This window comes from Erythrobacter sanguineus, from assembly GCF_900143235.1.
Lineage (GTDB): Bacteria > Pseudomonadota > Alphaproteobacteria > Sphingomonadales > Sphingomonadaceae > Erythrobacter > Erythrobacter sanguineus.
This window is the reverse complement of the sequence record NZ_FRDF01000002.1, coordinates 105,848-131,938: the sequence shown is the minus strand read 5'-3', so window position 1 is coordinate 131,938 and position 26,091 is coordinate 105,848. Positions and strand designations below refer to the sequence as shown.

The 26,091-nt window shown below is 64.1% G+C and carries 22 protein-coding genes, 2 tRNA genes and 1 other RNA gene; 13 read left to right on the top strand and 12 right to left on the bottom strand.

The genetic code is table 11. The features are described from left to right. Positions 1 to 85: 85 nt before the first annotated feature. Positions 86 to 3,610 (bottom strand): transcription-repair coupling factor, encoded by a 3,525-nt coding sequence (mfd, locus tag BUA05_RS01910; protein WP_072672975.1) that lies wholly within the window; start codon positions 3,608 to 3,610, stop codon positions 86 to 88. A gap of 64 nt (positions 3,611 to 3,674) precedes the next feature. Next, on the bottom strand, positions 3,675 to 3,968 hold the full coding sequence (locus BUA05_RS01905; protein WP_072672974.1) for an FAD assembly factor SdhE: 294 nt from the start codon (positions 3,966 to 3,968) through the stop codon (positions 3,675 to 3,677). A 74-nt stretch (positions 3,969 to 4,042) separates the two neighbouring features. Between BUA05_RS01905 and recG the strand changes: the two genes are divergently transcribed. Further along, on the top strand, positions 4,043 to 6,118 hold the full coding sequence (gene recG, locus BUA05_RS01900; protein WP_072673083.1) for an ATP-dependent DNA helicase RecG: 2,076 nt from the start codon (positions 4,043 to 4,045) through the stop codon (positions 6,116 to 6,118). 71 nt (positions 6,119 to 6,189) lie between these two features. On the opposite strand, the gene BUA05_RS01895 is transcribed toward recG, so the two are convergent. From BUA05_RS01895 to BUA05_RS01885, 3 genes are all read right to left on the bottom strand, one after another. Beyond that, the gene (locus BUA05_RS01895) at positions 6,190 to 6,690 is read right to left on the bottom strand and encodes a low molecular weight protein-tyrosine-phosphatase (RefSeq protein WP_072672973.1); all 501 of its coding nucleotides are present in this window, start codon (positions 6,688 to 6,690) and stop codon (positions 6,190 to 6,192) included. A 127-nt stretch (positions 6,691 to 6,817) separates the two neighbouring features. After that, the gene (locus BUA05_RS01890; RefSeq protein WP_178139128.1) at positions 6,818 to 8,203 is read right to left on the bottom strand and encodes an ABC1 kinase family protein; all 1,386 of its coding nucleotides are present in this window, start codon (positions 8,201 to 8,203) and stop codon (positions 6,818 to 6,820) included. A 94-nt stretch (positions 8,204 to 8,297) separates the two neighbouring features. Beyond that, a complete protein-coding gene (locus BUA05_RS01885; protein WP_072672972.1) occupies positions 8,298 to 9,071 on the bottom strand; it encodes an SDR family NAD(P)-dependent oxidoreductase in 774 nt (257 codons plus the stop codon). A gap of 77 nt (positions 9,072 to 9,148) precedes the next feature. Here BUA05_RS01885 and BUA05_RS01880 point away from each other — a divergent pair, with 77 nt between their 5' ends. Then, positions 9,149 to 9,619: a DUF3429 domain-containing protein gene (locus BUA05_RS01880; protein WP_072672971.1), complete on the top strand. Its 471-nt coding sequence runs from the start codon at positions 9,149 to 9,151 to the stop codon at positions 9,617 to 9,619. A 142-nt stretch (positions 9,620 to 9,761) separates the two neighbouring features. Further along, the gene (locus BUA05_RS01875; RefSeq protein WP_072672970.1) at positions 9,762 to 12,128 is read left to right on the top strand and encodes an EAL domain-containing protein; all 2,367 of its coding nucleotides are present in this window, start codon (positions 9,762 to 9,764) and stop codon (positions 12,126 to 12,128) included. Between the two features lie 246 nt (positions 12,129 to 12,374). On the opposite strand, the gene BUA05_RS01870 is transcribed toward BUA05_RS01875, so the two are convergent. After that, positions 12,375 to 12,451: transfer RNA gene (locus BUA05_RS01870), tRNA-Pro, on the bottom strand. A gap of 112 nt (positions 12,452 to 12,563) precedes the next feature. On the opposite strand from BUA05_RS01870, the gene BUA05_RS01865 reads away from it, so the two are divergent. The 5 genes from BUA05_RS01865 to BUA05_RS01845 all read left to right on the top strand — a co-directional run bounded on the left by BUA05_RS01865 (position 12,564) and on the right by BUA05_RS01845 (position 17,518). Beyond that, positions 12,564 to 13,532, top strand: coding sequence for a thymidylate synthase (locus tag BUA05_RS01865; RefSeq protein WP_072672969.1), 969 nt, complete (start codon positions 12,564 to 12,566; stop codon positions 13,530 to 13,532). Between the two features lie 112 nt (positions 13,533 to 13,644). Beyond that, positions 13,645 to 14,961 carry a 3-methyl-2-oxobutanoate dehydrogenase (2-methylpropanoyl-transferring) subunit alpha gene (locus BUA05_RS01860; RefSeq protein WP_072672968.1) on the top strand — a complete coding sequence of 439 codons (1,317 nt, stop codon included), beginning with the start codon at positions 13,645 to 13,647 and terminating at the stop codon, positions 14,959 to 14,961. After that, positions 14,958 to 16,022, top strand: coding sequence for an alpha-ketoacid dehydrogenase subunit beta (locus BUA05_RS01855; RefSeq protein WP_072672967.1), 1,065 nt, complete (start codon positions 14,958 to 14,960; stop codon positions 16,020 to 16,022). The genes BUA05_RS01860 and BUA05_RS01855 overlap by 4 nt, the downstream gene beginning before the upstream one ends. 7 nt (positions 16,023 to 16,029) lie before the next feature. Beyond that, positions 16,030 to 17,325: a dihydrolipoamide acetyltransferase family protein gene (locus BUA05_RS01850; RefSeq protein ID WP_072672966.1), complete on the top strand. Its 1,296-nt coding sequence runs from the start codon at positions 16,030 to 16,032 to the stop codon at positions 17,323 to 17,325. A 116-nt stretch (positions 17,326 to 17,441) separates the two neighbouring features. Further along, positions 17,442 to 17,518, top strand: a tRNA-Asp gene (locus BUA05_RS01845). A 14-nt stretch (positions 17,519 to 17,532) separates the two neighbouring features. On the opposite strand, the gene BUA05_RS01840 is transcribed toward BUA05_RS01845, so the two are convergent. From BUA05_RS01840 to BUA05_RS01815, 6 genes are all read right to left on the bottom strand, one after another. After that, entirely contained in the window at positions 17,533 to 18,609 is a 1,077-nt protein-coding gene (locus BUA05_RS01840; RefSeq protein WP_072672965.1) for an MBL fold metallo-hydrolase, read from the bottom strand. Between the two features lie 74 nt (positions 18,610 to 18,683). Next, positions 18,684 to 18,935 carry a DUF2842 domain-containing protein gene (locus tag BUA05_RS01835; protein WP_072672964.1) on the bottom strand — a complete coding sequence of 84 codons (252 nt, stop codon included), beginning with the start codon at positions 18,933 to 18,935 and terminating at the stop codon, positions 18,684 to 18,686. Continuing rightward, on the bottom strand, positions 18,935 to 19,513 hold the full coding sequence (locus tag BUA05_RS01830) for a 5-formyltetrahydrofolate cyclo-ligase (RefSeq protein ID WP_072673081.1): 579 nt from the start codon (positions 19,511 to 19,513) through the stop codon (positions 18,935 to 18,937). Before BUA05_RS01830 ends, BUA05_RS01835 begins: the two co-directional genes overlap by 1 nt. Before the next feature lie 127 nt (positions 19,514 to 19,640). After that, positions 19,641 to 19,813, bottom strand: a non-coding RNA gene (gene ssrS / locus BUA05_RS01825) — 6S RNA. Positions 19,814 to 19,824: 11 nt separating this feature from the next. Next, the gene (locus BUA05_RS01820; RefSeq protein WP_072672963.1) at positions 19,825 to 20,274 is read right to left on the bottom strand and encodes a cell division protein ZapA; all 450 of its coding nucleotides are present in this window, start codon (positions 20,272 to 20,274) and stop codon (positions 19,825 to 19,827) included. 3 nt (positions 20,275 to 20,277) lie between these two features. Further along, positions 20,278 to 20,502 (bottom strand): hypothetical protein, encoded by a 225-nt coding sequence (locus BUA05_RS01815; protein ID WP_072672962.1) that lies wholly within the window; start codon positions 20,500 to 20,502, stop codon positions 20,278 to 20,280. Positions 20,503 to 20,730: 228 nt separating this feature from the next. Between BUA05_RS01815 and tkt the strand changes: the two genes are divergently transcribed. From tkt to BUA05_RS01790, 5 genes are all read left to right on the top strand, one after another. Next, positions 20,731 to 22,707 (top strand): transketolase, encoded by a 1,977-nt coding sequence (gene tkt / locus BUA05_RS01810; RefSeq protein WP_072672961.1) that lies wholly within the window; start codon positions 20,731 to 20,733, stop codon positions 22,705 to 22,707. Between the two features lie 15 nt (positions 22,708 to 22,722). Beyond that, positions 22,723 to 23,730: a type I glyceraldehyde-3-phosphate dehydrogenase gene (gene gap / locus BUA05_RS01805; RefSeq protein WP_072672960.1), complete on the top strand. Its 1,008-nt coding sequence runs from the start codon at positions 22,723 to 22,725 to the stop codon at positions 23,728 to 23,730. A gap of 100 nt (positions 23,731 to 23,830) precedes the next feature. Next, on the top strand, positions 23,831 to 25,033 hold the full coding sequence (locus tag BUA05_RS01800; RefSeq protein WP_072672959.1) for a phosphoglycerate kinase: 1,203 nt from the start codon (positions 23,831 to 23,833) through the stop codon (positions 25,031 to 25,033). A gap of 1 nt (position 25,034) precedes the next feature. After that, a complete protein-coding gene (locus BUA05_RS01795; protein WP_072672958.1) occupies positions 25,035 to 25,460 on the top strand; it encodes a YybH family protein in 426 nt (141 codons plus the stop codon). A 17-nt stretch (positions 25,461 to 25,477) separates the two neighbouring features. After that, complete coding sequence (locus tag BUA05_RS01790) at positions 25,478 to 25,930, top strand: PaaI family thioesterase (RefSeq protein ID WP_072672957.1); 453 nt, start codon at positions 25,478 to 25,480, stop codon at positions 25,928 to 25,930. Positions 25,931 to 26,091 lie beyond the last annotated feature (161 nt).

Sequence of the window (26,091 nt, the reverse complement as noted above, 5' to 3'; positions counted from 1 at the left end):
AGGCGATATAGGTTGCGCCGCAGGTCCGCAATGGGCTGCGCTTCGCCGGGTGTGGCTTTGTTCCTGCAAACCCGCCTTTCGGTGATCAGGCCGCGGCTTTTTCCCGCTTCGCCTTCGCCGCTTTCTTCACGATTCCGCTCAGCCCCTTGGTCAGCTGGAACAGGCCGTTCAACCGGCTTTGCGGATCGCCCCATGCGCGGTTGATCACCAATTTCATGTCGGGGCGCAGCTTGGCGGTGTCCTTGCCGCCATCATTGAGCCGCTCGACATAGGCTATCAGGCCCAGCGGATCGGGGAAGTCGTCCTTGTGGAAGGTCACCAGCGTGCCGCGCGCGCCGACGTCGATCTTGGCGATGTTGGCACCGATCGCCTGATGCTTGATCTCGATCAGGCGGATGAGGTTTTTCGTGGGCTGCGGCAGGTCGCCGAAACGGTCGATCATCTCGGCGGCAAGGCTTTCGATCTCGTTCTGCCCATCGGCTTGATTGAGACGGCGATAGAGCGCCATGCGCACCGCCAGATCGGGCACGTAATCCTCGGGAATCATGATCGGCGCATCGACGGTGATCTGGGGTGAGACCTTGTCGCGCGCAGGCTCCAGCCCCATTTCGCCCGCCTTGGCGGCCAGAATCGCCTCCTCCAGCATCGCCTGATAGAGCTCGAAGCCGACTTCGCGGATATGGCCCGATTGTTCATCGCCGAGCAGATTGCCCGCGCCGCGAATGTCCAGATCGTGGCTGGCGAGCTGGAAGCCTGCGCCCAGCGAATCGAGATCGCCCAGCACCTTCAGCCGCTTCTGCGCAACTTCGGACAGGGCGACGTCTTTCTCATGCGTCAGATAGGCATAGGCGCGCAGCTTCGCCCGGCCCACGCGCCCGCGCAGTTGATAAAGCTGGGCGAGGCCAAAGCGGTCGGCGCGGTGGATGATGATGGTGTTGGCGGACGGAATGTCGAGCCCGCTTTCGACGATGGTGGTCGATAGCAGCACGTCATATTTGCGATCATAGAACGCGCCCATCCGTTCCTCGACTTCGCCGGGGGACATCTGGCCGTGGGCCGAGACCGACTTGATCTCGGGCACGTGTTCGCGCAGCCATTCCTCGACATTGGCCATATCGGAAATGCGCGGCACCACGATGAAGCTCTGCCCGCCGCGATGATGTTCGCGCAAAAGCGCTTCGCGGATCACCATGTCATCCCATTCCATCACATAGGTCCGCACCGCGAGCCGATCCACGGGAGGGGTCTGGATGGTGGACAATTCGCGTAGGCCCGACATCGCCATCTGGAGCGTGCGCGGGATCGGGGTGGCGGTGAGGGTCAGCACATGGACATCGGCGCGCAGCTGTTTCAACTTTTCCTTGTGGGTGACGCCGAATCGCTGTTCTTCATCGACGATCACGAGGCCCAGGTTCTTGAACCTGGTGGACTTCGAAAGGATCGCATGGGTGCCGACGACCAGATCGATCTGACCGCTTTCCAGCCCTTCGCGGGTCTCGGTCGCTTCCTTGGCCGCGACCAGCCGGGACAATCGCCCGACCTTCAAGGGGAAGCCGGCAAAGCGTTCGGCAAAATTCTGGTAATGCTGGCGGGCGAGGAGGGTGGTGGGGGCGACAATCGCCACCTGCTGCCCGGCCATCGCCGCCACAAATGCCGCGCGCAAGGCCACCTCGGTCTTGCCGAAGCCGACATCGCCGCACACCAGCCGGTCCATCGGGCGGCCGCTTTCCAGATCGCCCAGCACATCGGCGATGGCGCGTTCCTGATCCTCGGTCTCAGACCACGGGAAACGGTCTGTGAACTGGTTGAGGCTGGCTTCCTCGCTGGCCAGCACCGGGGCCTTGCGCAGCGCGCGGGCGGCGGCGACCTGCATCAGTTCGCCCGCTATGGCGGTAATGCGCTCTTTCAGCCTGGCGCGGCGGCGCTGCCATGCCTCACCGCCCAGCCGATCCAGAGGGACGGCCTGTTCGGATGATCCGTAGCGGCTGAGAACGTCGATGTTTTCGACCGGGATGAACAGCTTGTCTCCGCCGGCATATTCCAGCGCGACGCAATCATGCTGGCTCTTGCCCACCGGGATCGGTTCGAGCCCGAGATAGCGCCCGATTCCGTGTTCGATATGAACCACCAGATCGCCGCGCGACAAGGCCTGAAGTTCGGCAAGGAAAGCGTCGGAATCCTTGCGCTTCTTCTTGCGCCGAACCAGCCGGTCGCCCAGCACGTCGGCTTCGGTCAGGAGTTCGAGCGTGTCGCTGGCAAAGCCGGTTTCCAGCGGCAGGACGACAACCGCGACCTTGCCTTTTGCGGCCAGACCCAGCCCCTGCTGCCAGCTGGTCGCCAGCACGGTGGGCGCGCCGGCCTCTTCCAGGATCGACGCGATGCGGCGCGCGCTGCCGGTGGAATAGGCCGCGAACAAGGGCTTGCGCCCGCCCTTGGCGACAGCCTGCAAATGCGCAGCGGCGGCTTCATAGACATTTTCGGCCCGGCCGCGTTCGGGCGCAAAATCGCGCGCGGAACGGAACCCGAAATCGATGGTGGCCGCGCCTTCATCGGCGGCAAAGCCGCTGGCGCGGTGGGCCGGGGCGGCGGCAAGCGCGGCGTCGAACTCGGCGCGGGCAAGATAGAGCGCATCGGGGCTGAGCGGGCGGTAACTGCCCTTGCGTTCTCCCGCGATCCGCCCGCGTTGGGCGTGGTAATCGGCAATATCGGTCAGCCGTTCCTCGGCCGCGCCCAGCGCGGCCTGATCGATCACCACCAGATCCTGCGCGCCCAGATGATCGAATATGGTGGCCAGCCGTTCCTCGAACAGCGGCAGCCAGTGCTCCATGCCCGCCAGCCGCCGCCCATCGGACACCGCCTCGTATAGCGGATCCTGCGTGGCATTGGCGCCAAACATCTCGCGGTAACGGCTGCGGAACCGTTTGATGCTGTCTTCGTCCACCAGCGCCTCGGACGCGGGCAGCAGCAGATGCGAATCGACCCGCTCGACGGTCAGCTGAGTGGCGGGGTCGAACAGGCGCAGGCTTTCCAGTTCATCCCCGAAGAAATCGAGCCTGAGCCCCGCATCGAGGCTGGAGGGGAAGATATCGATGATTGACCCGCGCACCGCAAATTCGCCGTGGTCGATCACGGTATCGGTGCGTGAATAGCCCTGCCGGGTCAGCAGCGCGGCAAGACTGTCATGCCCGATTTGCACGCCGGGGCGGAATTCGCGCACAGATTCGCGCACCCGGAACGGGGTAATCACCCGCTGGAGCACGGCATTGACCGTGGTGACCAGCAATTGCGCGCCAGCCGCCGGATTCTGCAGGCGGTGCAGCGTCGCCAGCCGTTCGGCGCTGATCGACAGGGCGGGGCTGGCGCGGTCATAGGGCAGGCAATCCCACGCCGGGAAGGTCAGCACCTCGACTTCGGGCGCGAAGAACCGGGCCGCCTCGGCCGCGGCGCGCATTGCTGCCTCGTCCGGCGCGATGAACACCGCGCGCTGCCCGCCTTTCACGCCCTGCGCCGCGCGCGCAAGATCCGCCAGCACCAGCGGCAGGCTGCCGCGCGGCAGCGAGGACAGGGTCAGCGGCTCGCGCGCGGCAAGGATGCGGGAAAGGTCGGGCATGGTCTATCCAGTCAAGCCCCGCCGCCGGGGGAGGTTCCCTTCAGCAGGCGGAGCCGGTGCGCCCCTAGCGGGGAATCTCAACGTAATCGAGTTTCTGCATGGCGGTGAGCAGATCGCCGGCCAGATGTTCCGGTGGTGCCGCAGAGCCAAGCGCCCAGGCCATCACGTCGACATCATCTTCGTCCAGCAGGGCTTCGAACCACGCCAGTTCGGCCTCGGTCCATGTCGCATGGTAGCGATCATAGAAACCGCCGATCATGTAATCCGCCTCGCGCGTGCCGCGATGCCAGCTGCGGAACTTTGCCCGCGCCATTCTTGCTGCGAGGGGGCGCTGGTCGGAAGAGGGGGTGTCAGTCATCCCGCTCACCTAGCCACAGGTCTGCGCCGCTTCAACTCGCAAAGACGCAGCAGTGGTGATAGCGAATGCGCGCAATGCGCCCTGAAGAACTCAATCCGCTGTTCGCCGAAGTCGAGACGTTTGAAGGCGTCGGACCGAAGCTGATGAAGCCGCTCGGCAAGCTGGGCCTCGCGCGGGTCAAGGATGTTGCCTATCACCTGCCCGAACGCTTTGTCAGCCGCCACGCGATTGCCGATCTGGACGAGGGGGGCGAGGGCGAGCAGGTGATCATCGCGCTGACCCCGGTGGAACACCGCGCCTCGCGCCCTGGAAGCCGCGGGCCGTACCGGGTGCTGGCGCAGGATGCGGCAGGAAATATCTGCGCGCTGACATGGTTCGGCAAGGCCGCCTACACCGCGAAAAAGCTGCTGCCGGTGGGGGAGACGCGGTGGATCGCCGGGCGGCTCGATCGCTATGGCGACATGCTGCAGATCGTCCATCCCGATCATGTCGAGGTGGAAAGCGCTGCCAACATGGGCCGCTTGTCAGAGCCGGTCTATCGCCTGTCCGAAGGGCTGACCCAGCCGCGCATTGCCGGACTGGTGGAACAGGCGCTGGCGCGGCTGCCGGAACTGCCCGAATGGATCGAACCCGGACAGCTTGCCAAGGCGGGATGGCCCGCATGGCGCGATGGACTGCGCACGGCCCACCAAAGCACCGATGACAAGGCGCGTGATCGGCTGGCCTATGACGAATTGCTCGCCAACAGCCTCGCGCTGCTGCTGGTCAAGGCCGAAGGGCGGCGCAGACGCGGGCAAGCCTTGGTGGGCGACGGAGCCTTGCGGGCAAAGCTGCAACTGCCCTTCGCGCTGACCGGCGCGCAGGCGCGGTCGATCGCCGAGATCGAAGGCGATATGGCGCAGGAAGCCCCGATGCTGCGGCTGCTGCAAGGTGATGTCGGCGCGGGCAAGACCGTGGTGGCCCTCAACGCCATGCTGACCGCGGTCGAGGCGGGCAAGCAGGCCGCGCTGCTCGCCCCGACCGAAATCCTTTCCCGCCAGCATTTCGAAACCCTGCGCACCATGTTGCGGCCCACCGGGGTGGAAATCGCGCTGCTGACCGGGCGTGCGAAAGGCCGGGAACGCGAAAGCATCCTGATCGGCCTGATGGATGGCTCGATCCAGCTGCTGGTCGGCACCCACGCGATCTTTCAGGACACGGTGAATTACCGCGATCTGGGGCTGGTGGTGGTTGACGAACAGCACCGCTTTGGCGTCGCGCAGCGGCTGGCGCTGGCCGCGAAAGGCCGCCGTGCGCCGCATACGCTTGCGATGACAGCAACCCCGATCCCGCGCTCGCTTACGCTGGCGCAATATGGCGAGATGGACGTGAGCCGGCTGGATGAACTGCCCCCCGGACGGCAGGCGATCGACACCCGCGTGATACCGCAGGATCGGATGGAGGACGTGGTCGAAGGGCTCGCACGGCATCTTGCCGGGGGGCAGCAGGCCTACTGGGTCTGCCCGATGGTGCGCGAGATCGACGGGGTGCCCGATCTGGCCGACATCGCCGCTGCCGAGGCCCGCTATGCCGGTCTGAAAGAGCGGTTCGGCGATGCGGTGGTGCTGGTTCACGGCCAGCTGCGGCCCGAGGTCAAGGATGCGGCGATGGAACGTTTCGCCAGCGGGCAGGCCCGGCTGCTGGTGGCGACCACGGTGATCGAGGTCGGCGTGGATGTGCCGGCGGCCACGCTGATGGTGATCGAACAGGCCGAACGGTTCGGTCTTGCCCAGCTGCACCAGTTGCGCGGCCGGGTGGGGCGGGGGGCCGAGAAATCCACCTGCCTGCTGCTGCGGGGCGGCGAATTGTCCGAAACGGGCCGCGCGCGGCTGGCGCTGATGCGCGAGACGCAGGATGGGTTCCGCATCGCCGAAGAAGATCTCGCGCTGCGCGGCGGCGGCGAATTGCTTGGCACAAGGCAATCGGGTGAGGCGGCGTTTCACATCGCCAGCCTCGATCAGGTGCAGCGCATGCTGCCGCTGGCCCATGCCGATGCCCGCTTGCTGATGGAGCGTGACGGCGGGCTGACCAGCGCCCGCGGCGAGGCGGCGCGGCTGCTGCTTTATCTGTTCGAACGGGACTGGGGCGTGCAGCTGCTGCGCGGCGGCTAGAATATTGCTCCAGATTTCTGGATGACCGCGTTTTCCGAGCCTCCGGGCGTTCCACCCGGCTCGAAAACGCATTAAAGCACCGCGTGGATACCTTCGCGCGCAAAGCGGAGGGCAAGGCCTTCGGCAGCCTCGGCGATTTCGTCCCAGACGCTGGCGAACTGCGCCTCGTCACCATAATAGGGATCGGGGATGGACTGGCCCCTGCGGTCTTCAAGCACGTCCATCAGCAATGCGATCCGGGCGGTCTTATCGCGCGGGGTCTGCGCCCGGATGCCTGCCAGATTGGCCTCGTCCATGGCGAGGATGTGGGTGAAGCGGAAAAAATCCTCGCGCGCGATCTGGCGGGCGGCCTGTCCGCCGATATCGACCCCCCTGTCGCGAGCGGTGGCAATGGCGCGCGGATCGGGCCGGTTGCCGATGTGATAGGACGCAGTTCCGGCCGAATCGACATGGCATTCCAGCCCGTGACGCGCCGCTGCTGCGCGGAATGCGCCTTCTGCCATCGGTGACCGGCAAATATTGCCCAGACACACGAACAGCACCGACAATTGATCGTGCCCACTCGCCTGCATGACTGCGTGTTATTACGGGTGCGCCGATATGTCCAGCCAACAATATTACAACTTTAAAAAGCTGTAAATCAGCATGATAGCAGGAAATATCGGGGCAGGCCGAGCATCTGGACGGAGCCCCGACAGATCAGGCTGCGGCGGCTGGCAGTGGGGCGGTGCTGGCGAGCACTTCCTCGGTGATCCGGCGGATATTGACCTTGGCCTTGAGCCGCGCGCCCAACAGCGCAGTGCCCGATACCTTGCGTTGCACGAACAGGGTTTCGATCGGCGGAAAGGCCCAGGTGTCCTTGTCCTGCGCGATGGCATAGCCTTCTTCGCGCAGCAACGGGATGAAGGCCCGGTCGCCAAAATCGAACGGGGCATCCTCGCGCATTTCGTTGATGACGATGTCGATCATCCTGTTCACCCGTTCGGGGTGCTTTTCCGCGACGATCGGCATCATGAATCCGGCCTCGATCGTGGCCACAAGCACCTCCTGCGGATTGCCTTCAAGCCCTGCGAGCAGCATCTTGCGATAGCCATTGGCAACCGCCGGATCGACCGGGCGGCATGCCCCGAAATCGAGAAGCACGATCTCGCCCGTCTCGCGCCGATAGCGGAAATTGGCGAAGTTGGGATCGGTCTGCATCAGCCCGAAATCGAACAATTCGCGCGTCACCAGCCGGATCAGCCGGGCAAAGACTTCATCGCGGCGTTCGGGCGGCTCCTGCCCGAGTTCCTCGATCGAAACGCCATCTTCAAAACTCATCGCCAGGATTGATCCGCGGGTCAGGCCTTCGTGCAGGCGCGGCACGACAAAGCCTTCCACACCCGCCAGCCGTTCACGATACAGTGCCATCTGTTCGCCTTCGCGCTGGTAATCGGCTTCCTCGTGGAGCTGCTGCTTGGCGGCGGCCATCAGCTTTTCCATCTCCAGTTCGGGCGGGGCGAACCCGGCAATTTTCAGCAGGGTGATGACATTGTCGACATCGCTGTCGATGCTTTTGGCGACGCCGGGATATTGCACCTTGATCGCCAGTTCCTCGCCATCGCGGGTCAGCGCCTTGTGCACCTGCCCGATGCTGGCGGCAGCGATCGGGCGGGGGTTGAACCAGCGAAACTGCTTGCGCCAGTCCGGCCCCCATTCCGATTTCAGCACGGAATCAAGCTGCCTGGTCGGCATGAAATTGGCCTGATCGCGCAAGGTGGCAAGAATTCTGGACAGCTCGTCGGGCAGGAAATCGCCTGCGTCCAGACTGATCATCTGTCCCATCTTCATCGCCGCGCCGCGCAGGTGCGACAGGCGGTCGGTCAGGCGTTGGACATTGCCGGGGGTCAGGATCAATTCGCGCGCCGACACGCTGTCCCCGCTCGCCAGCCGCCGCGCGCCCTCGGCCATCATGCCGCCCGCCACCCCGCCGACCAACCGCCCGAAGGTGCCAAAGCGCGCAATCCGGCCCGATGGCACGGCGCGCTGACGCGAACGGTCTTCGGGCAGCTTGTCGAAATCGGGGATCTGGTCGTCTTCGGCCACAGGGAAGGCTTTCCATTTGCGAGAGGCTTTGTCCGGCAACGGTCAGGCAGCGGCCACGTTCCGGCTGAAATGGGGTCCCCCGGCTATTGCACAACTAGGAAATGCACAGGCCGCCATCCACGGGCAGGCACTGCCCGGTGATGTAATCGCTGTGCGACGAGGCAAAGAACACCGCCAGCCCTTCCAGCCCGGCATGATCACCGGGACGGCGCAGCGGGATGCGTTTTTGCATCCATTCGCCAAAGCGCGGGTCAGCCTTGGCGGTGATATCGGTTTCGTAATAGCCGAAAAGCAGGGCGTTGGCGGTGATCTGATGGCGGGCCAGTTCGAAGGAGGCTGCGCGGGTAAGGCCGTTGAGCGCGGCCTTGGACGCGGCATAATCGGATGAACGGTTGACCCCCATGATCGATTGCCCGGAAGATGTGGCGATCAGCTTGCCGCCGGCATCGCCATCCTGCGCGCGGGTGATCATGTGGCGGGTCACGTGCTTGTAGACCAGCGCCGCGCCGCGGGTGTTGATCGCCATGGTGTGATCCCAGCCTTCGGTGGTGATATCGGCGATTGCCGTGCCCGCACCCGAAATCCCGGCATTGGCAAAGCAGATATCCACGCGTCCGAGGGCTGAAAGCGTTGCCGCCATAGCGGCCGCGATGTCCTCCTCGGCGGCGATGTCGCAGGTGAGCGTGATCGCCTCGCCCTTGCCAAGCGCGGCAAGTTCCGTGCGCGCGGCGGCGTTTCTGGCTTCGTTGCGCGCCCAGATCGCGACATTGGCACCCGCCTTGGCGAGGCCCCGCGCCATAGCGAGGCCAAGCCCGCGATTGCCCCCGGTGATGATGGCCGTGCGGCCCGACAGATCGAACAAGTCCATGGGCCGCGTCGTGGCGCAATCGGGCGGATGCTGCAAGAGCGCGGGAACCTCCCGGCGGCCCGATCTTTTCTGCCACCATGGATGCACCCCTTCCGGTTTCCGCCTCGTCGCTGTCTCCCGCTGCCCGGACGCTGGGTTATGCGGGCCTGCTGCCGCAGATTATCTGCCTTGGCATGGTGCTGACCGGCCATGAATGGCGTTTTGTCGCGATTGCTGGCGGGTTTGCCTATGCTGCGGCGATCTTCAGCTTCCTTGGCGGGGTGTGGTGGGGGCAGGCGGTGCACAGCGGCCGGGCGACCGCCGGGGCCTATGCGGTGTCGGTCATGCCAAGCCTGCTGGCGGTGGGCCTGTTCCTGCTATGGACCTTTGGCTGGGAATGGCCCGGCCCGGCGCTGCTCTACCTCGGTGCGCTGATCCTTGGATCACCCCTGATCGATCGGGCGCTTGGCTTTGCACAAGGGGATTTCCTGCGCCTGCGCTGGCATCTCTCGGTAGGCCTTGGCAGCCTGACCATCGCGCTCGGCCTGCTGGCCGGACAGGCAATCTAGCCGCCGCATTGCTGCACATTGCCCGGGGACGACAGGTCGACCCGTCGGGGTCCAGTTTCCAGCCCAGAGCCGCTTCGTTTGTGATGCATTAACCATTACCCGCTAGGGAAAACTTGGGTTTCATCCGGATTTCAGGCGCTCCATGATTTCATCACTGGCATCACTGACGGCATTCCTGCGGCGCAGCTTCGGCTTTGCGGACGTTCCCTCGCCTGTGCCGGGTGATCCAAAATCGCAGCAATCGGGTGAGGCGCTGCTGCGGCGCAAGCGCACCAAGGTGGCGATCCTTGCGATCCTGTTCGGGATTATATCATCGGCGATCGAACTGCCGCTGCCGGTGGAAGATGGCTTTCGGGCCGCCCGCGCGCAGCTCCGATTGCGCCCTGCGCCGCAGGATATCGTCGTGGTCGCCATCGACGACGCCTCTCTTGACGAGTTGCAGGTTGCCATACCTTCGCGGTTTCATGACAGCGCGGTGATCGACCGTCTGATCGATGCCGGCGCTCAAAAGGTGGTGTTCGACCGCGCCCACGCCGATCCGGAAACGCCCGCAGCCGATGCCATGTTTGCCCAGACGCTTGAGGCGCAAAGGGGCAAGGTCTGGCTGGGCACAACATCTCCGGTGGATACCATGCTACAGAAAAGCGACGGGATTCTCCCTGCGCCGCAGTTCAGGTCCAAGGCGAACTGGGCAGGGATGGATGGCTGGGGCGCACCATTCGCGCTTTCCTCGACCTTCCCCACCCAAATAGTGGTTGGCGGACGTGATGTGCCGTCGATTTCCGCTGTGCTTTCAGATTATCGTGGCACGCCATTGGCGCGGTACCGACCCGACTATGCTTTCAGGGTTGAGACAATTCCCACCGCAAGATTTTCCGATGTCCTCCACGGAAGGTTTGATGTTGATGCCTTCAAAGGCAAGAATGTCGTCATCGGCAACACCTTCGTCGCGAATCCAGACTTCTACAACCTGCCGTTTTACGGCAAGGTTCCCGGCGTCTATTTCCATGTGCTGGGCGCGCATACGTTAAAGCGCGGCACGCCGGTTGATCTCATGTGGGTTCCGGCGATCCTCATCGCCGGGATAGCAATTGCATCGCTGGCATGGTCGCGGTCGCGTTCGCCCCGACCGGTGTGGTTCGCTTTCTTCGGCCTGCCGGGCCTTGCGCTGATTTTCGACGAGCTCGGCGTCAATATTGATATCATGTCTGCCATGTTGGCCCTGCTCGGCGCGGGCATCGGGTTCCGGCGGCTTGCACAGAAATATTACAGCAGCGAAGTCAATGCGATGACGACGACGGCCTTGAGCCTGGAGACAGCCAATGGCGAACATGATGTATATGCGCTCAAGATCGCCAGCCTCGCAGAGATGTCGGAAGACTGGAGCGCACGTGAACTGGGAGAATTCGTCAACACACTGATCACCTATGTAAAGGGGCCGGGCGAAGCAGGGGATGTGGCGTTCGAGCGGGATATGCTGGTGTGGCTTGGCCCGCGCATGGACCCGGTCAGTCTTGATCGCCATGCCGATGGTCTTGCGTTGATGCTCAAGACGATCATCAGTCATGAATGGCGCTCGGCCAGCAGTTCAGCAGCGCTCGGGATAGACACCAATTATGCCTTGCCGCTGGGTCAGCGCATCAAGAAGGCGATGCAGGCGGCTGACGAGGCAGCCAATCGCGGCGTCCGGTTCATCATCAACAACCCGGCCTATCTGGAAGCGCGCAACCACCGGATCGAAATCATCCGGGTGCTCGAAAAAGGTCTCAGGGAACGCTCGATCGGTGTGGCCTACCAACCCAAGGTCGATCTTGCTTCAGGCCGGATTGTCGGGGCTGAAACACTGATCCGCTGGCATGCTGAGGGGGGCGGTTATGTCAATCCTCAGGAACTGGTTCTGGCAGCTGAAGCCAATGACCGGATCAACGAGCTGACAATCGCGGTGATGGAAACGGCGCTCGCGGAAGGGCGGCATGCGATTGCCCTTGATCCGCAATTCAAGCTTGCGATCAACATGTCGGCCAAGAGCCTGAGCGATACGCACCTGCTGTTTGACATGATGACGGTTCTTGGGCGGCATGGTTTTCCGGCAGAGAACCTGATGCTGGAACTGACCGAGACCGCCAAGCTTGAGGACGCGCGGATCGCGCCTCAGATCGAGGTGCTCAAGCAACGCGGCATTTCGCTGTCGATTGACGATTTCGGCACCGGGCAATCGAATCTCGAATATATCGAGAAGCTGCCCAGCTCGGAGCTCAAGATCGACAAGAAATTCGTGCAGCATATGGCCAGCTCGGAAGAAAGCCGCGCCGTGGTGCGCGCCACGATTGAGATCGCCCATTCGCTCGGCAAGGTCGTCGTGGCCGAGGGGGTCGAGGACGAGGCTGTCGCGGCCGCGCTTCGTGCGATGGGCTGCGATCTCGCTCAGGGTTTCCTCTATGCTCCTGCAATCCCCATGTCGGAGCTGCTGGTCATGATGGGAACGAGCCAAATCGCAATTAACTCTTGATTAAGGTTAATTTTGTGTTAACTCTTGTGGGTCCTTAACCTACAGGAGGCAGCTATGTGGGGTTGGTTTTATCACATTTTCGGCGTGCGCTAGGGCACGGCCGAACGAATAGAAGCCCCGGGCAACCGGGGCTTTTTTCGTTTCTGCTTCCGATAATCTGTGGTTCACGCGGGTTTTCGGCCGCCGGATGGGCCGCAACGCCGCGCGCCCGGCCCCGGATCAAGCGTCTTCTCGCAAGACGATAATTGGTCGGGGAGAGAGGATTCGAACCTCCGGCCCCTGCCTCCCGAAGACAGTGCTCTACCAGGCTGAGCTACTCCCCGACCGTGTCGGTCCCGCATGGGCAAATGCCCGCGCGGGTCGAGGCAAGGCGCGCCCTATAGGTGTGGATGAGCACAGTGGCAAGCGGGCAATTGCGCGCCTATAGTGACCATCATGGCCAGCGCTGCGATTCCCCGTTCCGATGCTGCAAATCCCCATCCGGAGCAGCAATATCTCGATCTGATGCGCGCCATCTGGGAGACCGGGAGCGAACGGATCGATCGCACCGGGATCGGCACGCGTTCTGTGTGCGGGGCCATGCTGCGGTATGATCTGGCCGAAGGCGCGATGCCGCTGCTGACGACCAAACGGGTCTACTGGAAGACCGCGACGCGCGAATTGTTGTGGTTCCTGACCGGAAGCACCAATATCCGCCCGCTGGTGCAGCAAGGCGTGAAGATCTGGAACGAATGGCCGCACGCGAACTATGTCCGCGAGGCGGGCGAGGACATCAGCATCGATGATTTCGCCGCGCGAATCGCCGAGGACGAAGCTTTCGCCGCGCGCTGGGGGGATCTGGGGCCAGTTTATGGCAAGCAATGGGTGGACTGGCCGACCTACCGCTATCGCCCCGACGGCCTGTACGAACAGGGCGAGGGCATCAATCAGGTCGCCGCTGTTATCGAAAGCCTGCGCTCCAGTCCCGGTAGCCGCCGCCATATCATCGAAGGCTGGAACGTCGCCGAGCTTGACCGGATGGCCTTGCCCCCGTGCCACAAGACCTACCAGTTCCATGTCGCAGGCGAGGGTAAGGACGCGCGGCTCAACTGCCTGCTCTATCAGCGCAGCTGTGATGTTGCGCTGGGCCTGCCGTTCAACCTGTGGTCGGCGGCGTTGCTGACCCGCATGGTGGCGCAGCAGGTGGACATGGCACCGGGCGAGCTGGTGTGGATGGGCGGGGACGTGCACCTCTACCGCAATCACGCGCATCTGATCGAGGAACAGCTTGCCCGCGCGCCGCAGGGCCATCCGCGGCTTGAGATCACCCGCAGGCCGGAAACAATATTCGATTACCGGATCGATGATTTCGTGGTGCATGATTACGCCCCGCTGCCCCCGATCAAGGCACCTGTTGCGGTCTGAGGACAGCGTTGCGCCGTGCTTGACCGCATGGGGGTGTTGAAATAAAAATACACGGTCAAGCAATGATTGCACTCCGTCCGCGCGGATGCAAAGCTGTTGGGAGAGCGCTGCCATGGCCGATCCGGCCGATCCTGCGAACCAGCCCGCGCCAGCGGGTGAGGGCAATCGACCAGCGCTTGCGCTGCATGTGCCCGAACCGAATTATCGCCCCGGCGACACGGTCGATTTCTCGGATATCGCCATCGGCACAGCAGGCGCGCAGCCGCGTCCTGATGAAAGCGCGCATCCCTCGCAGATGGGCGAGCTTGCCTATAGTCTGATCCGGGTGCTGGGCGATGACGATCAGGCGCATGGCCCCTGGAACCCGCGGCTAGACCCTGAAACCTTGCGCCAGATGCTCGGCCACATGGCGATGGTGCGGGCGTTTGATGAACGCATGTTTCGCGGGCAGCGGCAGGGCAAGACCAGCTTTTACATGAAATGCACCGGTGAGGAGGCGACCTCGATCGCGCCTGCCATGGCGCTGGCGAGCGATGACATGGTGTTCCCGTCGTACCGCCAGCAGGGCATCCTGATCGCGCGCGGCTATCCGCTGCTCGACATGATCAACCAGATCTATTCGAACAAGGCCGACAAGCTCAAGGGACGCCAGCTCCCGATCATGTATTCGAGCCGCGATCACAGCTTCTTCAGCATTTCCGGCAACCTTGCCACGCAGACCCCGCAGGCGGTCGGCTGGGCAATGGCGAGTGCGATCAAGGGCGATAGCCGGATCGCCGCAACCTGGGTGGGCGAGGGGTCCACCGCAGAAGGCGATTTCCACAGCGCCTGCACCTTTGCGGCCGTTTATAATGCACCGGTTATCCTCAATATTGTCAACAACCAGTGGGCGATCTCCAGCTTCAGCGGCTTTGCCGGGGCGGAACGCACCACCTTTGCCGCGCGCGGGCTGGGATATGGCATCGCGGCGCTGCGGGTGGACGGCAATGATGCGCTCGCCTGCTTTGCCGCGGCGCAATGGGCCGCCAACCGCGCGCGCGCCAATCACGGCCCGACGCTGATCGAATATTTCACCTACCGCGCGGAAGGCCATTCGACCTCCGATGATCCCTCCGGCTACCGCAGCGCGCAGGAACGCGAGGAATGGCCGCTTGGCGATCCGGTGACGCGGCTCAAGGCGCACCTCATTGCCATCGGTGAATGGGACGAGCAACGCCACGCAGGCATGGATCTGGAATGCGCCGAACTGGTCAAGGCCACCACCAAGGAGGCCGAGAAGAACGGCATCCTCGGCCACGGCCTTCACCACCCGTTCCACACCATGTTCGAGGATGTCTACGAGGAGCTGCCCTGGCACCTTGAAGAACAGGCCGATCAGGCGATCCGAGAACGTATCGCCAAGTTCGGCACCGAAAGGCCCTTCGGATGAGCGACCAGACTGAAGCCGCAGCCGCCGCCGCGTCCGACACCGCCCCCGAACGCCGCCTCAACATGATCGAGGCGATCAACGAAGCGCTCGACATCATGCTCGCCCGCGATCCCGACGTCATCATCATGGGCGAGGATGTCGGCTATTTCGGCGGTGTCTTCCGCGCCACGGCGGGCTTGCAGGCCAGGCATGGCAAGACCCGCGTGTTCGACACCCCGATCAGCGAATGCGGCATCATCGGCGTGGCGGTGGGGATGGGGGCCTATGGCCTGCGCCCCGTGCCGGAAATCCAGTTTGCCGATTACATCTATCCCGGCCTCGACCAGCTTATTTCCGAAGCCGCGCGGCTGCGTTACCGTTCGGCGGGCGACTTCATCGCGCCCCTCACCGTGCGCTCGCCCTTCGGCGGGGGTATCTTCGGCGGGCAGACCCACAGCCAGAGCCCGGAGGCGATTTTCACCCATGTCAGCGGTTTAAAAACGGTCATCCCGTCGACCCCGCATGATGCCAAGGGGCTGCTGATCGCGGCGATCGAGGATAATGATCCGGTGATCTTCTTCGAGCCCAAGCGCATCTATAACGGTCCCTTCACCGGTTTTTACGACAAGCCGGTCGAGCCGTGGAAAAAGCACGCCGACAGCGTGGTGCCTGAAGGCTATTACCGCATCCCGCTGGGCAAGGCGCGCATCGTGCGTGCGGGCGAGGCGATGACGGTCCTGACCTATGGCACCATGGTCCACGTCGCCGAAGCGGTCTGCACCGCCAAGGGTGTGGATGCCGAAATCATCGACCTGCGCACGCTGGTGCCGCTGGATATCGAAGCGATCGAGGCTTCGGTGGAAAAGACCGGGCGCTGCATGATCGTCCACGAAGCGACCCGCACCTCGGGCTTCGGCGCGGAGCTTTCCGCGCTCGTCACCGAACGCTGTTTCTACCATCTCGAAGCCCCGGTCGAACGCGTGACCGGCTTCGACACGCCCTATCCCCACAGCCTCGAATGGGCCTACTTTCCCGGCCCGATCCGCATCGGCGATGCCATCGACAAGCTTCTGAGCGAGTAACCGCACCATGGCGAAGTTCATTTTCAAGATGCCCGATGTGGGCGAAGGCGTGGCTGAGGCGGAGGTCGTCGAATGGCACGTGAAGATCGGTGACCGGGTCGAGGAAGACCAGCATCTGGTCGACGTGATGACCGACAAGGCGACGATCGATATCGAAAGCCCGGTGGCGGGCACCGTGGTGGAGGTTGCAGGCGAGGTCGGCGATGTGGTCGCGATCGGCGCGATGCTGCTGGTGATCGAGGTTGAAGGTGCGGCTGAGGCTGAGGCTGAGGCTGCGCAGATCGAAGATGATATGTCCGATGCTCCCGAGCAGCCGCTTCCCCTCGGGGAAGGGGTTGGGGATGGGGGCTCCACGCCCGAACCGGAAGAAACCCCCGCGCCGTCGAACTCCCACCCCACGACCCCCTCCCCACGCGGAGGGGGAGACAAAGTCCTCGCCTCCCCAGCCGTCCGCCAGCGCGCGCGCGATCTGGGGATCGATCTGGCCGAGGTGAAGCCCGCCGATGATGGCCGCGTCCGCCACGGCGATCTCGATGCTTTCCTTGCCTATAATGCCGAGGGTGGGTTTGCTGCGGCGGGCAAGGCGCGGCCGGACGAGACGATCAAGGTCATCGGCCTGCGCAAACGCATTGCCCAGAACATGGCCGCGTCCAAGCGCAACATTCCGCATTTCACCTATGTCGAGGAATGCGATGTCACCGCGCTTGAGGAACTGCGCGCACAGCTCAATGCTGCGCGCGGGGAAAAGCCCAAGCTGACCATGCTGCCGCTGCTGATCCGGGCGATCTGCAAGGCGCTGCCCGATTATCCGATGATCAATGCGCGTTATGACGACGAGGCCAATATCGTCACCCGCCATGGCAGGGTGCATCTCGGCATGGCATCGCAGACCGATGGTGGCCTGATGGTGCCGGTGATCCGCGACGCGCAGAGCCGCAACCTGTGGCAATTGGCGCGCGAAATTGCCCGGCTGGCCGAGGCGGCGCGCACCGGCAAGGCAACCTCGGAGGAACTCTCCGGTTCAACCCTCACGATCACCTCGCTCGGCCCGCTCGGCGGGGTGGCGACGACGCCGGTCATCAACCGGCCCGAGGTCGCGATCATCGGTCCCAACCGCATCGTCGAACGTCCCATGTTCGTGCCCGACGGGATGGGCGGGGAGCGAATCGTCAGGCGCAAGCTGATGAATATCTCGATTTCCTGCGATCACCGCGTGGTCGACGGATATGATGCGGCCAGCTTCGTTCAGGCGATGAAGAAGCTGCTCGAAACGCCGGTTCTGCTGCTGGCCGACGAGGGGTGAAAAAATAGCGCCGCACGCGGGCAGGAGGGCGTTGACAGCCTTTGCGCCCAAGCCTAATGGCGCTGCTCCACGAACGGGGCGGCTGCGGCCGGAACCGTTCGCGGCCAGAGAAATGCGCGGGTGTAGCTCAGTTGGTTAGAGCGCCGGCCTGTCACGCCGGAGGTCGCGGGTTCGAGCCCCGTCACTCGCGCCACTTCTCCTTCCCCTTCAGAACAGGTCTGCGTAGGTCACAGTCTCCGCATCCGCGGGCAGGCTGACCAGCAAGCCGTCTTGCGCGATCCGGATATCGCCGCGGTAATGCTTGGCCGCGTCACCGAGGAAGGTGGCATTTAGCAGGCCCAGCGGCGGGGCGGGGATCATGTGGTAATAGACCAGCTCGCGCGCCCCGGCGGCCTCGGCGACCTTGGCGGCTTCTTCGGGCGTGGCATGGTATGATGGGATGTCGGCCATGATCTTGGCCGCGCCCGCATTGCCCCGCCTGCCTGCAGCGCGTCCGATCTGGCCGACCAGATCGGGGTTGAGCGCCTCGTGGAACAGCACGTCTGCGCCGCGCGCGAAGGTGCCGAGCGGCGGGTGGTAGATTGTATCCCCGCTGACCACCACCGAACGGCCCTTGTAATCGACGCGGTAGGCATAGGCGTGCTCGACCGGATCATGCGGCACCCTGAGCGCGGTGACGGTGACGCCGTCTGCTTCGTAGACAACACCGGAAGCGAGAGCCTCGGGCGTGAATTCCCGTGCCGCGCCGCCGAAGCCGGCGGGGCGTGCTGTCTCCGTGCCATGGTGAGCGATGCGAAGTTCGCGGTCGATGCCATAGGCCGTGGCAAAACCTTCCACCACCTGCGCGGTGCCGGGTGGGCCGTGAACCGGCAGCGGCGCACCCCGGCCGCCTGCCATCCAGGCCTGCAGCAGCAATTCGCCCACCCCGTCGATATGGTCGGAATGCAGGTGGGTGAGGAAGGCGCCTTCCAGCCGGTCCATCGGAAAGCCCATTGCCCCCAGCTTGCGCACCGATCCGGACCCGGCATCGAACACAAGCCCGGTGCGTCCGGCCAGCACGGCAATGCAGGGGCCAGCGCGGTTCTCGTCGGGCAGCGGCGATCCGGTGCCGCAGACATAGGCGTGCAATCCATCGGGAAGGGCGGCCGAAGGATCAGTCCCAGCGCGTTCGTTGATGGCCTGAGCGAACAGGCGTTCGCCGATCGCGCGCTGGCCGAAGACCAGCCCCAGCCCACCCGCCAGCACCAACACCAGTATCAGCCCGATCGCGATGCGTTTTGTCACCTTGTTCCCCTGTCCCTGTCCCGTGTATGGAAGGCGCCCGCACGGCTGGCAAGGCTTTCGCTGCGTGGCGGGCCTCAGGACAGGGGAGGGCTGTCCTTCGGTGCGGGCGGCGCGCTCCAGCGGCCGGTTTCCATCCAGATCAGAAACCGTTTGAGCGGCAGCAGCCAGACGAGGCCAAGCACCACATAGATGATCGTCTGCGCCCAGCCCGGCCAGCTTCCGATCAGCCCCGGCGCATAGCGGGCAACCACCACGCCATAGACCATCAGTCCCATGAACAGGCCGAAGATACCGAGGGGAATTCGCCAGGTCGGGGTTTCGCGCATCAATTGAGTCCGTAGATCCGGGTGGGGGTGATCACCGCGTCGAGCGGCACGTCGTGAGGTTCGATCGGCAGGTCGGCGCAAAGTTGCACGTCCCATGCCAGCCCAATCGTCAGCCTGCCGGGATGTTCCGCCAGCCAGCGATCATAATGCCCGCCGCCTTGACCGAGCCGCTCGCAGGTATCCGTGAAACCGACCAGCGGCACGAACAGGACATCCGGCACCACCGCATCGGCTGCCGCTTCGGGTTGCAGGATGCCGAAGGGGCCGGGTTCAAGATCGGATTCGCCATAGGGATCGGTGTGGCGGGCCAGAACCATCGGCGCATTGCGGGAAGCGAAACGGGGCAGGGCGATGGCGTGCCCGGCCTCAAGGAAGAACCGGGCGTAGCCGCTGGTCGGGGCTTCCCCCAGGGCCGCATGATAGAGGCCGATGGTCGCTCCGGGCGCGATCCGGGCGGCGAGTGGCGCAGGCGGGCGATGGAACAGCAGCCCGCGAATCGCGTCAGGCAGCGCGGCAACATGCGCCCTGCGCGCGGCGCGAAGCGTGCGACGAAGTTCGGATTTGGTGGGCCTGGTCATATCACCCTTGCGGTAGGCCACGGCCCAAAGGGCCGCAAGGGCGACTGCCCGCCCGAAGGGGTGGCCCCACAGGGGCCGGGCCCCTGGAGGAACCGCATCGCGGATGCGATGCGGAAAACAAGAACGTGGCGGAACCACCATGGGTCGTTTGCGCTAGAAATCCTCTGACGCGTTTTACGTCAGGTGGGCGCCGTATGCCCGAGCCTTCCGGACGAACCGGCAAGCAAGGGCAGGGACAGCTCCCAGTGGATTGCTTATAGCCTCAGGGATGTTCAATCGGCTCGTGCCGGGCAGTCCCGCCACCTCTATATCTAGGCGTTCGCACCGAGCGCTTCAAGCGCTGCTGCACTGGCTTCGGCCTGCGTTGCCAATGCCTCGAGCCGTTCGGCAAGCGCGGCGGCTTTTTCCGGGTCGCCGAACAGGCTGGATTGCGGTGCGGGGGGCGCGCTTGGCAATGGCGGCGAAGCTGCGCGTGCGGCGGCCAGTTCGGCTTCGATCCGGGCGATTTCGGCGCGCAGGGCCGCGACCTCGTCAGCCGGGTCTGGGGCAGCGGACGCGTTTTTGCGTGCCTCGGCCAGTTCATCAGCAAGGAACAGCGCGGCGAAAAGCAGGTTCTGCGCCTCCAGCGGCGCGCGTGATGCGCCCAGCATCGCGTATTTTTCAGCGATCATTGCGCCCAGCGCCTGAACCTGCGCTTCTTCGCCATCGGCGCAGGCCACGGGGTAATTCTTCGGGCCGATGGTCAGCGTGACGGTGCTCATGCGCTATTCTTCCAGCTTGCCGATCAGATCGTCGATTTCGCGAAGGCTTTCCGCAACTTGTTCACGCAGCTTTTCATGGGTGTTGACCAGTTCGACCACCCGCGCCGAACCGCCCGCTGGCCCGCCTGTCAGTTGTCCCTGGGGCGCCGCTGTTTCGCGCGCGGTGGCAATCCGCTCCATCGCGGATTCGATGCGCTTCAGCGCGCCCTCGATACGGTCGGTATCCATCAGCTGGAATTACCAATATAGGCCTGCGCGTGCAAAGCTTTGGTGCGGCCTGTTGATAAGTCCTCTGGGCAAGGGTTGCAGGAGGTGTCGCACACAAGGTTGACCTGCCCCCATGGCTCGGCAATGGCACAGCCCGCAAACGAGGGATCGAATCGGCTGCCTGCAAGACGTGGCCGGACTTGGTCGGGGCAAGGAACGCCCGGACAGCATCAGGAGACACGCGCGCCCATGACGATCGCACCCGCCCGCCTGCCGCTTATGGCCAATGCCATCCGCGCCCTGTCGATGGACGCGGTAGAGGCGGCCAATTCGGGCCATCCGGGAATGCCGATGGGCATGGCCGATGTCGCCACGGTGCTGTTCACCCGGCATCTGAAGTTCGATCCGTCCGCGCCGCACTGGGCCGACCGTGATCGCTTCGTGCTGTCGGCAGGACATGGATCAATGCTGATCTACAGCCTGCTGTATCTGACCGGCTATGCCGCGCCGACAATTGATGACATCCGCAACTTCCGCCAGCTTGGCAGCCCGTGCGCGGGCCACCCGGAAAACTTCCTGCTCGACGGGGTGGAATGCACCACAGGCCCGCTGGGGCAGGGGGTTGCGATGGCGGTCGGCATGGCGATGGCCGAACGGCATCTGAACAGCGTGTTCGGTGATGATCTGGTCGATCACCGCACATGGGTGATCGCGGGGGATGGCTGCCTGATGGAAGGCATCAACCACGAAGCGATCGGGCTGGCAGGCCACCTCGGGCTGGGGCACCTCAATGTGCTGTGGGATGATAACCGCATCACCATCGACGGCGCCACCGATCTTTCGACCAGCGAGGATATCAAGGCACGTTACGTCGCGACCGGATGGCACGTCACCGAATGTGATGGCCACGATTTCGCCGATATCGAGCGCGCCCTGCAAGAGGCCAAGGCCGATCCGCGCCCGTCGCTGGTCGCCTGCCGCACGGTGATCGGCAAGGGCGCACCGGGCAAGCAGGGCACCAGCGCCACCCATGGTTCGCCGCTGGGCGCGGCTGAGGTTGCCGCCGCGCGTGAGACGCTGGGCTGGACGGCTGAACCCTTCGTGATCCCCTCGGACATTCTGGCCGATTGGCACATGGCGGGCGAACCCGGCCGCCGCGCACACGGCACGTGGGCCGGACGGTTGGAGGCATCCGACCACAAGGCCGAATTCGAACGCCGTATGGCAGGCGATCTGCCGCAAGGCTTCAGCCTTGATGCCCACATCGCAGGCCTGATCGAAGCCCCGCAGAAAATCGCCACCCGCAAGGCGAGCGAAATCGCGCTGGCCGCGATCAACCCGCTGCTCCCCGACACCATCGGCGGCAGCGCCGACCTGACAGGGTCGAACAACACGCTGGCGGGCGGCATCGGCACGTTTTCGCGCAATGATTACGCCGGCCGCTATGTCTATTACGGCATCCGCGAATTCGGCATGGCCACCGCGATGAACGGGATGGCGCTGCACGGCGGCGTGATCCCCTATGGCGGCACTTTTCTGGTCTTTACCGATTATGCCCGCGGCGCGATCCGTCTTTCGGCCTTGCAGCAAGCCCGCGTGATCTACGTGATGACGCATGACAGCATCGGGTTGGGAGAGGACGGGCCGACCCATCAGCCGGTGGAACATCTCGCTTCGCTGCGGGCCATGCCGAACCTGCTGGTGATGCGTCCGGCCGATGCGGTCGAGACGGCGGAGTGCTGGGAGATTGCGCTGCGTCAGCCTGATCGCCCCACCGTGCTGGCGCTGACCCGCCAGAACCTGCCGCAACTGCGGCTTGCTGCGGGCGAAAACCTGTCGGCCAAGGGCGGATACCGGATCAAGCCGGCAGACGCGGCGCGCAAGGTGGTGATCCTTGCCACCGGTTCTGAAGTTTCGCTTGCGATGGAATGCGCCGCGCAGCTTGAAACGGCGGGCGTGGGTGTGGACGTCGTGTCGATGGTGTGCAGCGAATTGTTTGATGAACAGCCGCCCGCCTACCGCGCCGATCTTATCCCGGCAGATGCGCTGATTGTCTCGATCGAGGCGGCGAGCACGTTCGGCTGGCAGCGTTACACCGGGACGCATGGGCTCAATATCGGGCTCGACAGCTTCGGCGCATCAGCCCCGGCGAGCGATCTGTTTGCCCATTTCGGCTTAACCGTCGATGCTATCGTCCCGCAAATCCAGAACAAATTGAACAGCTAAGCAGGAGTTTCTATTATGGCCACCAAGGTTGCCATCAACGGTTTTGGCCGCATCGGCCGGCTTGTCGCGCGTGCGATCCTTGAACGCAGCGACCACGATCTTGATCTCGTGTCGATCAATGATCTGGCGGATGCCAAGGCGAACGCTCTGCTGTTCGCCCATGATTCGGTGCATGGCCGTTTCAACGGCGAAGTGCGCGCCGATGGCGATGCGATCATCGTCAATGGCAAGTGGATTGCGGTGACCAAGGAACGCGATCCGGGCAAGCTGCCGCATGGGGCAATGGGCGTCGATATCGTGCTGGAATGCACCGGGTTCTTCCAGTCGGACGAGGCCAGCCGCCCGCATCTGGCCGCCGGGGCTAAGCGCGTGCTGATTTCAGCCCCTGCGACCGGCGTGTCCAAGACCATCGTTTACGGCGTCAACCATGAAACGCTGACCGCCGAAGACGTGATCATCTCCAACGCCAGCTGCACCACCAATTGCCTTGCGCCGGTGGCCAAGGTGCTGAACGACACGGTCGGGATCGAGCGCGGGTTCATGACCACGATCCATTCCTACACCAATGACCAGCGCATGCTCGACCAGATCCACTCTGATCTGCGCCGCGCGCGGGCAGGCGCAATGAACATGATCCCGACCACCACCGGCGCTGCGCGCGCTGTGGGGCTGGTGCTGCCCGAACTGAAGGGCAAGCTCGATGGGTCATCGGTGCGCGTGCCGACGCCCAATGTCAGCATGGTCGATCTGGTGTTCGTGCCGGGCCGCGATACCACGGCGGAGGAAATCAACGCCGCGCTGAAGGCTGCTGCCGACGGGGCGATGAAGGGGGTGCTCGATTTCACCGATCAGCCGCTCGTTTCCTCGGACTTCAACCACTATCCGGCGTCCTCGACGGTCGACAGCCTTGAAACCAGCGTGATGGAAGGCAAGCTTGCCCGCGTGGTCAGCTGGTATGATAACGAATGGGGCTTTTCCAACCGGATGATCGACACTGCCGGGGTGATGGCGAAGTTCTTGTAAGGGATTGTCGTCACTCCGGCGCAGGCCGGGGCCCAGAGCGAATACGCGTGGCCGGTGCCTTCTTGGGTTCCGGCCTTCGCCGGAAAGACGGGAATGAAAGATGGCCAAGTTCAAGACCCTCGATGATCTGCCCGCCGATCTTTCCGGTCAGGTCGCGCTCGTGCGCGTTGATCTCAACCTGCCGATGAAGGACGGCTCGGCCACCGATGTCACGCGGGTCGAGGCGGTGAGGCCGACCATCCTCGAACTGGCGGACAAGGGCGCCAAGGTGCTGCTGCTGGCCCATTTCGGGCGTCCGGGAGGCAAGCGGCACTCGACCCTGTCGACCAGCATGGTGGTGGGCGATGTCGAACAGGTGCTGGACAAGGAAATCATGTTCATCCCCGAAATCGCGGGGCCCGTGGTGGCGCAGTCGATCGGGATCTTGCGCGCCGGTGATATCGGCCTGCTCGACAACACCCGCTTCTGGCCAGGCGAGGAGGGCAATGATCCCAACCTTGCGCAGGCCATGGCGGCGCATGGCGACTTTTACGTCAATGATGCCTTTTCCGCCGCGCACCGCGCCCATGCCACGACCGAGGGGCTGGCGCATTTCCTGCCCGCCTATGCCGGCCGTTCGATGGAGGCCGAGCTTAAGGCACTCGACGCAGCCCTTGGCAACCCGCAAGCGCCGGTCGCTGCCGTGGTTGGCGGGGCCAAGGTTTCGACCAAGCTCGCGGTGCTCGAACATCTGGTTGGCAAGGTGCAGCACCTGATCATCGGCGGCGGGATGGCCAACACCTTTCTTGCCGCGCGCGGCGTCAATGTCGGCAAAAGCCTGTGCGAACATGATCTGGCCGACACCGTGGCCCGGATCATGGACGAGGCCGACCATGCGGGCTGCACCGTCCACCTGCCCTATGATGTGGTGGTGGCGACGGAATTTGCCGCCAACCCGGCATCCTTGCGCACCTGCAACGTCCACGAGGTTGGCGAAGACGAAATGATCCTCGACCTTGGCCCGCAGGCGGTCGAGGCGCTGGCGGATGTGCTCAAGACCTGCCGCACACTGGTGTGGAACGGGCCGCTCGGCGCGTTCGAGACCGAGCCCTTCGATGCCGCAACAAACGCCCTGGCGCGCACGGCTGCGGCTCTCACGCTGGAAGGATCGCTGATCAGCGTGGCTGGCGGCGGGGATACGGTCGCGGCGCTCGCACAGGCGGGTGTGGCCGACGATTTCACCTACGTTTCAACCGCTGGCGGCGCCTTCCTCGAATGGATGGAAGGGCGCGTCCTGCCGGGCGTGGCCGCGCTCGAAACCTGATATGTCCGATACCGCGGCTGAGGTCGAAGCGCTCGAACTGCGCCTGATGCGTGCGTGGCTGGCGGGCGATGCCAAAGATGCAAAAAAGCTGCTGGCCCGCGATTTCGTGGCGATGATCGGCACCCTGCCGCCGCAGCTGCTCGACCGGCCCAGCTTCGCGGCCGGAATCGAACGCGGGTTTGGCTGCACCCGGTTCGCCTTCCACGAAGTGTTCGTCCGCCAGCACGGCAAAAGTGCATGGTTCGTCGCCGGATGCGAGCTGGAACTGCGGCTGGGAGCAACGCCGTGGGTCGGCCCTTTTCTTGTCACCGGCTTGTGGCGCAAGGGGGCGATCGGCGGGTGGAAGCTGGCTGAACGCAGTCTTGCGCGGATCGATCCGGGTGAAAACCTCGCCGGGGCGGTCAGCAAGCTGCAATTGTGGAAATAGGCACGGGGATAGGCAGAATGAGGGAAACCGATGATTGGGGCTACGCCTCGGCCAGCCTGTGCGCCGAGGGCGAGTTTACCGGCTGGCGGCACTGGACGCAGGATCCGTACGAGACCCGCTCCGGCCCGTTCTACATGAAGCGCGAGGATGACGGCTCCTATCTCAGCGCCTTTCGCGCCGAGCCGCGCCACATGAACGGCGGCGGGTTCATGCACGGCGGCTGCCTGCTGACCTTCGCCGATTTTGCGCTGTTCGCCATCGCCACTGAGGAATTGAACGGCGATCACGCGGTGACACTCAACCTCGCGGGCGATTTTCTCGGCGCGGTGCCGCCCGGCGCACTGGTCGAGGCGCGCGGCGAGGTTACACGCGGCGGCGGCAAGACGATTTTCGTGCGCGGGATGGTGACAGGCGACGGCAAGCCGGCGCTCAGCTTTACCGGCATCATCCGGCGGCTGACCCGGCGTTGATCCGCATGCCGGTGCCTGCTGTGCAGGTGCAGCATGGGTGGTTGCAGCCAGCCGATACCCTCGCTAATGGCGCGTGCGAAAGCTGCTTTGCATAGGTATGCATAAACCTGTGCGGGCAGCCGCCAAGACCCTATCATACCCCGCCCCGCGCCACTGGAGAA